Here is an 11929-nt window from a genome sequence, read left to right on the forward strand (position 1 = left end):
CCGGTCAACCGCCGGAGCTGGTGCGTTTGCGGCTCTTGTCGCCAAAGCCGCCCCGACTGGCGGTGACCGCGCGGTTGGGCTGGCTGGTGATCGGGGTCAGGGCGGTGCGGTTGGCGCCGGTCATGCCGGGCGATGCCGGACGCGCCCAGCCGTTGGCCTTGTCGCGGAACGCCGGCGCCGCCGCGGGTGCTGCAGCGGTGGCGCTGGCCGCGCGGCCCTGCAGCATCTGCGACATGAAAAAGCCCGCCATCATGGGCCCGATGAAGGAGGTACCCGAACGGGTCTGCTGCTCCACGCATTGATCGGCGTCGTATTCCTGCTCGCACGCTTCCCGGCTGGCGAACTGCGGCGCGGAGTCGGCGGCCTGCTGCTGCGCGGTCTCGAACGCCTGCTGGCACGTGGACGACTCGCCGGTGGCGCGGGCGCAGTTGTCCACCGAGGTGTACACGCCTTCCTGCAGCTGTCCCTGCGGTTCCAGCTGGCATGCCGAGAACAGCAGCGGAGCGGCGCTCATCAACAGCAGCGCGGTGGTTTTCGATCGCTTCATGCCTGGAGTCCGGAGTGTCAGTGCTGAGCGGATCTTAGCCCATACCGGTGGCCCTCAAGGCGCGGTCGAGGGAAGCCGGGTTGGGTTGGCCACTCGACCCTGTTAGGCTTGCCTGCTTGTCGAATCCGGTTTTCCGGCGTCATCAACGACGTACCGATGTTTGGATTCGCACTTCCTGCGCCTGGCTGGTGGACCAGTGCGCTACCGGGGCTGTTACCCGTCAAGCCTGTTGGCGCTTGGGTATCTGCGGGTCCTGGTTGCGACCTTTAACGGTCGCTGTTGGCGTGATCGATCGCCATGGGAAGTGCCCAACCGTTCGCGATTTCGCGACCCGTCAGTGTCATTGCCGAACGGCAATGTCGTGTCCCACCGCTGACAAATCACCCATGGAGTATTGGTTACAACGATGACTTCCGCATTTACCGAGCAACCCCTTCCCCCTTGGCAGCGTGCCGTGATCAAGGTCGGCAGCAGCCTGCTGACCGACGGAAAAGGCGGGCTCGGGAAGCGAAATGCCGCTGCGCTTGCCGGATTGATCGGCCATTTTGCCGATCAGGGGCGCGAGGTGCTGCTGGTGTCCTCGGGCGCCGTTGCCGCCGGGCGCGGACTGCTCGCCAACCACCATATGGGCGTGATCCAGCGCCAGGCCCTGGCGGCCATCGGGCAGACGCCGATGCTCGCGCTCTGGCAGGGACTGATGGAACAGCCGGTCGCCCAGGTCCTGCTCAGCCACGACGACCTGCGCAACCGCCGTCGCTACCTCAACGCGCAATCCACGCTGCGCGAGCTGCTGCGCATCGGTGCGCTGCCGATCATCAACGAGAACGACACCGTCGCGGTGGCCGAGCTCAAGCTGGGCGACAACGACAACCTGGCGGCCGCGGTGGCCACGATGGTCGAGGCCGACATCCTGTTGATCGCGACCGACACCAGCGGACTGTTTACCGGCCATCCGGTGGAAGACCCCGATGCCAGGCCGGTGCCGAAGATCGACGAGATCACCACCGACATCATGCGCATGACCTCCGGCGGTGCCGGCGAGCTGGGAACCGGCGGCATGTACACCAAGCTGGAGGCGGCGATCAAATGCGCCTCGGCCGGCATCGGCACGGCGCTGTTCTGCGGACATGACGCAAAGGCCATCGCCGCGCTGGCTGAGGACCGCCTGCTGGGCACCTACATCGAGCCGCACGGCGACCAACTGGTCGCGCGCAAGCAATGGCTGCGGCACACACCCCCAAGCGGCGGCGCGATCCGGATCGACCCCGGCGCGGTGGAAGCTCTTTGCGAGCACGGCGCCTCGCTGTTGCCGGGTGGCGTGATCGGCGTGGAAGGTGATTTCTCGCGCGACGCGATGGTCGACGTGCTTCCGGCGGAGGGCAACTGCAGGCTTGCGCGCGGACTGGTCCAGTACCAGTCCAGCGACCTGCGCCGCATCGCCGGCCACCACAGCAGCGACATCCAGAAGCTGCTCGGTTTCGACCATGGCCATTCGGTGATCCGCCGCGAGGACATGGTCCTGCTGGCGCCCACGTCGACGGCCGGGTTTTGAACACGCTTTGGACCCGGGTTTCGGGTCAACCAGACTTCAAGGAGAACTTTCGATGAGTGGATACGTCCGCGATCTTGCCCGGCGCGCCCGCGCCGCCTCCCACGTCATTGCCAAGCTGGACGCGCCCCGACGCGGCGCCATGCTCGCGGCGATGGCCAACGCGGTGGAGCAGGGCAGCAGCGATATCCTCAGCGCCAACGCGCACGACATGGCACGCGCCGAAAAGGCCGGCACGACCGGCGCAATGCTCGACCGCCTGCGCCTGGATGAGGGTCGGGTGGCCGACATCGTTGCCGCCATCCGCGCGATCGGCGAGCTTCCCGATCCGGTCGGCGAGGTGACCCGCAGCCAGACCATGCCCAACGGGCTGAAGGTCGAGAAGGTGCGCATTCCGCTGGGCCTGATCGCGATGATCTACGAGGCACGCCCGAACGTGACCGCCGACGCCGCCGCGCTGTGCCTGCGTGCCGGCAACGCGGTCCTGCTGCGCGGCGGCTCGGAGGCGCGTGACAGCAACATCGCCATCGCCGCCTGCCTGCACCGCGCGCTGCGCGAGCAGGACCTGCCGCCGGAGGCCGTGACCCTGGTCGAGGACACCGCGCGCGAACACGTCCTGGAGCTGCTCCAGCTGACCGACCTGATCGACCTGGCCATTCCGCGCGGTGGCGAGAAGCTGATCCATTTCGTTGCCGAGAACGCGCGCGTGCCCGTCATCAAGCACTACAAGGGCGTCTGCCACCTGTACGTGGACAAGGCCGCGGATCTGGACCTGGCCCTGCAGCTGGCCATCGACGGCAAGCTGTCGCGTCCGGGCGTGTGCAACGCGTTGGAGACCATGCTGGTGCACGGCGACATCGCCGCCGGCTGGTTGCCCGGAGCCCTGCAGGACCTGCAATCACGCGGCGCGGAAATCCGCGGCTGCAAGCGCACCCGCGAGTTGTTCCCGGATGCATCGCTGGCGACGGATGAGGATTACGACCGCGAGTTCCTCGCACCGGTGCTGGCGGTGAAGGTGGTCGACTCCATCGACGATGCGCTCGTCCACATCCAGACGTTCACCTCCGACCACACCGAGGTGATCGTCAGCCGCGACACCGATGCGGTGGACCGTTTCATCCGCGAGATCCGCAGCTCGGCCGTGGTCGTCAACGCGTCCTCGCGCTTCAACGACGGGGGCCAACTCGGCCTGGGCGCGGAGATCGGCATCTCCACCACCCGCCTGCACGCCTACGGCCCGATGGGGCTGGAGTCGCTGACCATCGAGCGCTACGTGGTGCGCGGCGAGGGCCAGGTGCGCCACCCCGACGTGGTCGCCGCGCAGGCCTGACGCGCGCGAACGCCCGTATGACCCCGGGGCGGGCTGCTGTCCGCTTTGCCGATGGCCTGGCGTATACCTGTTGACGTGATGCCCGGGACCGCTCCCGGGCTTGCGGCTCTCCACCACGGACAACAGGGAAGACCACATGTCTCAACGGAACGCGCCGGCATCATCTGCCGGCCAGGGTTTTGGTGCGTTGGCAGTGTTGCTGCTCGCGCTGGCGACATTGGCCGGTTGCGGCGAGAAGGGCGCCGGCACCTCAGGATCGACGGGATCCGGGCACGTGGCGGCGGTGTCCGCATCCGATGCGCGGATGGTCGAGGGCCCCTGGGTCCAGGACCTCTGGCTTTACGAGCGCGTCTCCACGTTTGATGCGGATGGCCAGCGGGTCGAACTGCTGGAAGAGATCCTCGCGAACCTTCCAGGTGAGCCGGACGCCGCGGTTCCACTGCCGCACGATGCGCAGTTCATCGCCTACCCGCAGTTGCGCCCGTGGCTGTCCGGCGGTGACGGCAGCCGGCGTGACGACGTCACCGTGATCGCAGGCCTGCTCCGGACACCCGACGGCGACGGCTTGGCGATCGTGGCCATGCCGGACCCGGATGCCGCCGCCCCGATCGGTCTGGATGACAGCGTCGAGCTCGACCTGACCTTCCTCGGCGACCGGCTCACACCGGACGATCCGATGAGCATCGATTTCGCCTTCCTGCAGGCTTTGCCCGGACAGGACCCGGCGGGTGCCGGAGCCTTGGAGGTGCTTGCCCACCGGATGGCGGGAAACCGCATCCGCTACTACGGCGAAGAAATCGACGGAGTGGAAGAGCCGCTTGCGTTCGAGGGCATGCTCGGCACTGCGGTAAAGGGCTCCACCCGATCCAGCACGCCGGCCAAGGCGGACCCGATGATGAAGGGGTTCCGCGATGGGTTGAAGGGCTGCCGCTTCGGACTGAAGTGTGTGCGCAAGTACTTTCAGAAGTTCGGTGGTGGCGCCTCCAAGAGCAACGACCTGATCCGTTGCAACCTCGGCGGCAATTGCTACGATCCGCCGCCACCACCCCCGCCGCCACGCTGCTTCGGTCGCTGCGGCGGTGTGCGCGGCGATCCCCACCTGAGCACCTTCGATGGTGCGAACCTCTCCATGCAGGCCGTGGGCGAATTCGTCGCCGCACGCGTGCCAAGGCTCGAAGTGCAGTTGCGCACGGCGCCGCGCCACTCCTCACGCACCGTGTCGGTGGTGACCGCCATGGCGATGGACATCGACGGCACCCGCGTATTGCTGGATACCGACCAGGGTGGCCTTCGTGTACAGATCGACGGCAAGGCCGTGCCCCATGGCGCGGACGGCGAAGTGCTGGAGTTTGCCACCGGCACGCTGACCCAGTTCCACCGCGCGGTGCAGATTGCAACGACCGACGGCCACCAGGTCATCGCCAACAGCCCATCCAGCGGTTTCATCGACTTCACCATGGAGTTGGCCGAGGGAGTTGCAGCGACCGGGTTGCTGGGCAACCACGACGGTGATCCGAAGAACGACTTCCGCACGCGCGACGGCAAGGTCCTCGCACAGCCGCTGGACAGCGAGAAGCTCTACAAGGTTTTCGCCGACGGGTGGCGGGTTGCCGATGACGAATCGCTGTTCAACTATCGCGACGGCGAATCCACTGCGACCTACACCGACCGGACGTTCCCGGAAAAGCACGTGACCCGCCAGAGCCTGCCGGCGGATCTGCTCAGGCGCGCCGAAGCCGTTTGCCGCGAGTCCGGTGTCGCGCTGCAGCCTTTCCTCGATCAGTGCATTTTCGACTACGCCGTGACCGGCGAGATGGCATTCGTCTCCGCCGCACAACGCAGCGCAACGATCGCCGGTGGCACGGCCGGGATGACCAGCGCGGCCCCGGGCGAGGCTGACAGGAAAGTCGAGCCAGCGGCGGCCCACGATCCCAACGCACAGGCCACGCTGAAGGTGGCGGCAAGCGCGCCGGCCGGATCCACGGTGCGCGTGACCTGGGCCGGGCCCAACGAACCCCACGACTATATCGCTGTGGCACGCCCCGGCACACCGGGTCGCGAATCGGTGAATCACACCGGGACGGATGCGGGCAATCCGCTGCACCTGCTCCTGCCGGCGGAGGCGGGCAAGTGGGAGGTCAGGTATGTGCAGTACGAAGGACGCAAGGTGCTCGCCACCCAGGAGATCACCACGACGCCGCTGGAGGCGAGCGTGCAGGTTACTGACACCGCTCCGGCCGGGGCCAAGGTCAGCGTGCAATGGACGGGCCCCAATTACCCGCACGACGTTATTTCGGTGGTGCGCGCCGGCGCCCCCGGAAGGGAGTCGGTAAACCACACGCCGACCACCGCCGGCACGCCGCTGAATCTGCTCATGCCCGCGGATCCCGGTGAGTGGGAGGTTCGCTACGTGCAGTACCAGGACCACAAGGTGCTGGCCCGCACGAGCATCACCACCACTGCCCTGGAAGCCAAGCTGGACATCCCGGCGACCGCGCCCGCCGGCTCCACCATCGACGTCAGCTGGACCGGGCCGAACTACCCCTACGACCACGTCTCGGTAGTGCGTGCCGGCGCAGCGGGCAGGGACTCGGTGAACCACACGCCCACCGAGGCCGGCACACCGCTGAAACTGCAGCTGCCTGCGGAGCCCGGTGAGTGGGAGGTCCGCTATGTGCAGTACCAGGATCACAAGGTACTGGCACGCAAGTTGATCACCACCACGCCGGTGACCGCGAATCTTGAGGTCCCGGCGAGCGCGGCGGCGGGATCAAAAATAACCGTTGAATGGACGGGGCCGGGCTACCCCTATGACGTTATCGCGGTGGCCAAGCCCGGCACGGAGGGCAGAAGTTCGGTGGAGCACAGCCCGACCGGGGATGGCACCCCGCTTCAGGTCAAAGTGCCCGACGAACCGGGCACCTGGGAAGTCCGCTACGTGCAGTACCAGGACCACACGGTGCTGGCGAGGAAAACGCTGACGGTCACGGCCGCCGAACCCCCCGAATCCGGCGACTAGCGCGGCAGGGCTCCCTCCATCTGCGGCGGCGGCCGATCACTGCCGCCGCAGGTCAGCCGGATTGCCCTTGCCATCGATCGCATCGAGCTGCGCGGGTTCGAGCAGCGCATCGCGTTCCCAGCCCGCCACGCCCGCGGCGGCATCGACGGCATGCGCCCAGGTACAGCGGTTGGCGAACAGCATGCCCGGCACGTCCAGCGTGCCGCCGCGGCTGATGTAGCCAAGCGCGCGGGTCGTGGCGCGGCCGCTGTCGATGCGGCGCAGGACGCCCAGCATCGGCTCGGGTCGGGTGTGGGTCAGGATCACCCGCGGCAGGCCGCGCGGGAACAGCGTGTCGACCGTGGCGTCGTCGTCGACGAATGCCGCTTCGATGTCATCGCGCGGAATGCGCAGCCGGCCCGGCTCGAGGATCACCGTCACGCAGGCGCGCTTGCCCCGATCGGAAAGCTGCTGCTGCGCCTTCATCGCCTCCTCCAGCTGGTAGGCGCCAAGCGCGACCAGCTGCACATCTGCCTCGGCGGGATCGCCGATCAGGTGTGCGGCGCCGTCGCGGACCAGTTGCTGTGTCATTTCCGCATCGAAACGGTTTTCCACCTCGCGCTTGGAGATGATCACGCAGGCCACCTGGCCGCGGTGGGCGTACACGTCACGCAGTGCCGCCACCGCGGTGTTGCCGTCGACGGGAAACAGCACGCGTGAGGTATCGGACATCTCTCCCAACAGCGCCTCGCCCATGGTCGGGTCCTGGTGGGACTGCTCGTTCTTGGCGTTCTCCCAAGTGTGCGAGGTGACGATCAGCGGCACCGAGATCCAGCCGGGCTTTTGACCCCCTTGGCGCTGGTGGCGGGCGAAGATGATTTCCTGCCGCAGCAGGCCGAGCATCTTCACCGCAAATGCCTCGTAGCTGACGATCAGGTTCAGCCCACCCTTGTTGCCCAGCGCCGCTGCCGCGACCGCTTCCTCGTTGAGCGCGGTAATCACCGCGCCGTACAGATGCTCTGGCACGCCAGGCTCGGGCTCATTGACCCGGTGCTTCAGCAGCTCAAGGGTGGCGCCCATCTTGTTGCTCGCCAGCTCGTCCGGGTTTCCCACGCGGATGCGCAGCTCGGGATTGCTGTTGGCCAGTTCGACAAACCACCGGTCCAGCGTCGTCATCGCGCTGCCGTGGCTACCGGTAGTTTCCCAACGCGGCGCCGGGAGATGCGGTGCAGCGGGGCGGCGATGAGCCATCGGGTGCGCACTTTCCAGCGCGCGCTCCTGTCCGGTATGGGTGGCGAACGCCTCCAGCGCAGCGTCCAGTTCGGCTGGCGGGACGAACAGGGCAGCCGAGCTTTCGTTGAACAACCGCCGGGTGGCGGCATCGGTATGCGGATTGCCGTCCAGCGGCAGATTGTGGGCGGCGTTGCTGTCGGCGCCGGGAAAGCCGAAGCCCTTTTCGGTCTCGGCAATGACGTAGGGCATCGGCGCCGGATAATGCTGGTCCGGATCGGCGACGAACCTGCGCAGCGCATCCTCGCTTTCGATGATCGCGCACGCGATTGCGGCGGGGTCCCGGCCATCCACGGTCACGGGCTCGAAGCCGTTGTGGCGGACGTCCTCGGCCAGCCATTCCGCGCCGCCCTGCTGCATGATCTGGGTGCGCTGCTCGATTCGGCGGCCGTTGAGGATCATCACGGGCACGGCGAGACCGCTGTCGTAGGCGCGCCACCAGCGCGGCGCCCAGTCCGGCCCGCGCTGCTCCTCGAACGCACCGTCACTGAGGAAGGCAACCAGCGATTCGCCGACCAGCGGCATGTGGATGTACTGCAGGCCGGCAAAGCCGAGGTAGCCGCCTTCCGATACCGCGCCCGCGGTGTTCGGCCCCGCGTGGCTGCCCAGTGGCACCGCCGGGACGCCGTTCGCATCAATGGCGTAGGAATAGAAATCCCTGCACAGCTGCGAGAGGCCCTTCTCGCTGCGGTCGTAGCGGCCTTTCTGCGCCGGGGATACGTCGCCGGTCAATGCGTTCACCGCCTCGATGGCAGCCACGCAATGGCCCTGGCCCATGATCCACGAGCGCGTGGTACCGGTCAGCGCGTTGGCCAGCAGATAGGCCACGTAGGCCTGGACCATGTTCAGCGAGCCACCCGTGTGGCCCTCGGGGGTCGGCTTGAAGTCCTCGGCCGACAAGGGCGCCCCCGACATGTCGACGCGTAGCGCATAGCTCATGTGCGCGACCACCTTCATCCCCGCGCACGTCACGCGGTCGGCGGCGGCGAGCAGCGTGTAAATGCCCGCCTCGTCCGCGCCTCCGGCAACGAGCCGGGACACGAGGACATCGACACGCTTGACGGTGTCGTCACGATGGACGATGGGGCCGTAGCCGGAAAGCCAATGCTGGCGCGGGTTGGAAAGGGTGTTCATGGGATAGGCCTTGTGTGGTGCCGAGAGGTTGCAATTGACGCGCGACGTGGTTGGAGCGTGCGCTCGATCAGGGCGGATGGTCGTTGGCCGCGAGCAGTTCACGGGCGTGGCGAGCGGCGATCCACTCCTCATTGGTCGGTTCAACCGCGACGAGGACGCGACTGTCTGCAGCCGAGATGACCGGCGCATCGATGGCATTCGCGTCGGCGTCGAGCTTCACGCCCAGATACGCCAGGTCGTGACACACGCGCTCGCGGATGAAAACGCTGTGCTCGCCGATGCCTGCGGTGAACGCGAGCAGGTCCAAGCCGCCGAGCACGGCGGCCATCGCGCCGATCTCTTTCACGATGCGACGCACGAACAGCGCGAGCGCAATCCTTGCGCGTTCGCCGGATTCGCCGGGATCGTCCTCGTGCTGGACCAACACCCTTGGCTCGGAGGAAATACCGGACACCCCGAGCAGGCCGGAGTCGTGGTACAGCGTGGACGCCACGTCCTCCAGCGAAAGCTTTTCCACCTCCATCAGGTAGAGCAGGGCGCCCGGATCGATGGAGCCCGTACGTGTGCCCATCATCAGTCCGTCGAGCGCAGAAAAGCCCATGGTGGTAGCGACACTTTGCAGGTCGTGCATTGCGCACAGGCTGGCGCCGCTGCCCAGGTGCGCGACGATGATCCGCGCCCGCGCCACCTTCCCATGACGTTCTGGAAGCACGTGGCTCATGAACTCGTAGGACAGACCGTGGAACCCGTAGCGGCGCAGGCCCCGTTGCCATGCCGAGTAGGGCAGGGGCAGGATCTGTTCGACCTTGGGCAGGGTGTGGTGAAACGCGGTGTCGAAGCACGCGACCTGCACGATGTCGGGGCGCTGATCGAGCAACAGGCGCATCGCCTCCAACGGAAACGGCTGGTGCAGAGGCGCCAGGGGGATGTAGCCGCGCAGGTCCTCCAGGACGGGCACGGTCACGATCATGGGATCGAAATACCGGGTCCCGCCGTGGACCACGCGATGCGCCACCGCAATCACGCGACGCCCGTCCAGGCGCCGTGTGATGCGTTCCTGGATCAGCTCCAGCGCGGCGCTGTGCGGATTGGCCGGGTCCAGATCGACGGCAAACGGCTCGACCCCGGTTTCACCGAAATCCGGGGAACAGCTGCCGATGCCCTGCACCTTGCCATTCCATAGCGGCGTTCGCGGCAGTGGCTCGGCATCGGCGGGAAATACGGCGAACTTGATGCTTGATGAGCCGCAGTTGAGGACGACGATGAGCGTATCGACGCGGTTCACGGCTAGCGCGTCGGCGTGATCCGCCAGATCGTGTTGGACAGGTCATCGGCAACAATCAGCGCGCCACGCGGATCCACCGTCACGCCCACCGGCCGACCGCGGGTCTTTCCATCCTCGCCACGGAAGCCCGTCACGAAGTCGATCGGATCACCGGACGGGCGGCCCGCGGTAAAGGGAACGAACACGACCTTGTAACCGACGGGGTCCTTGCGGTTCCAGCTGCCGTGCTCACCGACGAATGCGCCTTCGGCAAACTGCGCGCCCATGACCGGCGAGGAAAAGTCCAGCCCCAGTGCAGCCACATGCGATCCTAGGCTGTAGTCCGGTGCAATCGCCGAGGCGACTTTCTCCGGGTTCTGCGGCTTCACGCGTGGATCGACGTTCTGGCCCCAGTAGCTGTAGGGCCAGCCGTAAAAGCCGCCATCAAGGATCGAGCTGAGGTAATCGGGGACCAGGTTCGGGCCAAGCTCGTCACGCTCGTTGACCACGGCCCACAATTGGTCGGTTCCGGGCAGGATGGCCAGCGCCGTGGGGTTGCGCACGCCGGTGGCGTACGCGCGATGGGCGCCGGTCGCCGCATCGATCTGCCATATCGTGGCGCGGTCGACCTCGGCCACCATGCCGCGCTCTGTGATGTTGCTGTTGGAGCCGATCCCGACGTAAAGGAATCGCCCGTCGGGGCTGGCGGTCATTGCCTTGGTCCAGTGATGGTTGATCGCGGACGGCAGCGGGGTCACCGTGACCGGTGGCGCCTCGGCGCGGGTCTGCCCCTCGGTGTAATCAAAGCGCACCAGGGCGTCCTGGTTGGCGACATAGAGCGCGCCATCGATGAACGCCAGGCCGTATGGAGCATTGAGGTTCTCTGCGAACACCGTCTGCATCTCGTACGTGCCGTCGCCATCGGTGTCGCGCAACACGGTCAGTCGATCTCCGCTCTCCACCGACGTGGTGCCCTTGGCCTTGATCGGACCCGCGATGAGGTCCTTGGGCTTCAAGGCGGGCGCATTGCCACCCTTGCCCTCGGCCACCAGGATGTCGCCGTTGGGCAGCACCAGCGTCTGTCGCGGGATCTTGAGTTCGGTCGCGATCGCACTGATGGAATAACCGTCCGGAACCATCGGGAGCTCATCGCCCCAGTTGGTCGGGTTGGCAATGGTCATGCGGGGAAGCAGCCCGCGCTGATGGTCGGGCAGGACCGGATCCGCGCCGTACTGTTCGGGATCGGGGTCGGTGCCGCCACAGGCTGACAGCGATAGGGCGGCCAGAACCGCGATGAGGAGGGAGGTGCGCTTCATGACAGTGCTCCGGTCCGGCGGGACATGGATGCTGCTCCGGCCGCGATGCAGGCGAGCAGGACGACGATGATCGACAAAACGAGCCCTTCCGGCATGCTCGCCCAGGCGTCCTTGGCGTGGACCAGCGCGTTGATGAAGCCGAGTATCCAGGTGATCAGCAGCAGCACCGGATACACCAGCCCCCGCGTCTGCCCGCCGTCGTTTCGGAAGAAGTCGACGAAACCCCACACGACGGCAAGCGCCGTCAGCACGAGTGCACCGGCGATCAACCACGACGCGAAGTTGTTCCACTGGATCTCGTAACTGGTGGAGTAGGCCCAATCGCTCAGCATCGCTGCGATGAAGAGGGTTATCGCGCCGCCCAACAAAAATGAGTGCAGAGGGGCAAGCCGGCCAGAAACTGCACGGGATCGATCAACGGTGGCTGCCATGGTGGTTGCTCCATAAGAGGACAGAAGGGAATGTTCACGGACACAACGTCGTGCCAGGAATCCATCGTGT

The 11929-nt window shown here is 66.6% G+C and carries 8 protein-coding genes; 3 read left to right on the forward strand and 5 right to left on the reverse strand.

Annotated elements, in window-relative coordinates; translation table 11 throughout:
- Positions 1–4 precede the first annotated feature (4 nt).
- Complete coding sequence (locus INQ42_RS05085; protein WP_194035414.1) at positions 5–547, reverse strand: DUF1190 domain-containing protein; 543 nt, start codon at positions 545–547, stop codon at positions 5–7.
- A 406-nt stretch (positions 548–953) separates the two neighbouring features.
- On the opposite strand from INQ42_RS05085, the gene proB reads away from it, so the two are divergent.
- From proB to INQ42_RS05100, 3 genes are all read left to right on the forward strand, one after another.
- Positions 954–2099 carry a glutamate 5-kinase gene (gene proB / locus INQ42_RS05090; RefSeq protein ID WP_194035415.1) on the forward strand — a complete coding sequence of 382 codons (1146 nt, stop codon included), beginning with the start codon at positions 954–956 and terminating at the stop codon, positions 2097–2099.
- Positions 2100–2151: 52 nt separating this feature from the next.
- The gene (locus tag INQ42_RS05095) at positions 2152–3426 is read left to right on the forward strand and encodes a glutamate-5-semialdehyde dehydrogenase (RefSeq protein ID WP_194035416.1); all 1275 of its coding nucleotides are present in this window, start codon (positions 2152–2154) and stop codon (positions 3424–3426) included.
- A 136-nt stretch (positions 3427–3562) separates the two neighbouring features.
- The gene (locus tag INQ42_RS05100) at positions 3563–6445 is read left to right on the forward strand and encodes a VWD domain-containing protein (protein WP_194035417.1); all 2883 of its coding nucleotides are present in this window, start codon (positions 3563–3565) and stop codon (positions 6443–6445) included.
- Between the two features lie 36 nt (positions 6446–6481).
- Here the strand turns inward: INQ42_RS05100 and INQ42_RS05105 are convergent, their stop codons facing one another.
- The 4 genes from INQ42_RS05105 to INQ42_RS05120 form a co-directional block, all read right to left on the reverse strand.
- Positions 6482–8848 carry a phosphoketolase family protein gene (locus INQ42_RS05105; RefSeq protein WP_194035418.1) on the reverse strand — a complete coding sequence of 789 codons (2367 nt, stop codon included), beginning with the start codon at positions 8846–8848 and terminating at the stop codon, positions 6482–6484.
- 67 nt (positions 8849–8915) lie between these two features.
- Entirely contained in the window at positions 8916–10133 is a 1218-nt protein-coding gene (locus INQ42_RS05110; protein WP_194035419.1) for an acetate/propionate family kinase, read from the reverse strand.
- Positions 10134–10135: 2 nt separating this feature from the next.
- Positions 10136–11428 carry a PQQ-dependent sugar dehydrogenase gene (locus INQ42_RS05115; protein WP_194035420.1) on the reverse strand — a complete coding sequence of 431 codons (1293 nt, stop codon included), beginning with the start codon at positions 11426–11428 and terminating at the stop codon, positions 10136–10138.
- On the reverse strand, positions 11425–11859 hold the full coding sequence (locus tag INQ42_RS05120; RefSeq protein WP_194035421.1) for a DUF2231 domain-containing protein: 435 nt from the start codon (positions 11857–11859) through the stop codon (positions 11425–11427). Before INQ42_RS05120 ends, INQ42_RS05115 begins: the two co-directional genes overlap by 4 nt.
- Positions 11860–11929 lie beyond the last annotated feature (70 nt).

The sequence above is a fragment of the Lysobacter avium genome (assembly GCF_015209745.1).
GTDB lineage: Bacteria > Pseudomonadota > Gammaproteobacteria > Xanthomonadales > Xanthomonadaceae > Novilysobacter > Novilysobacter avium.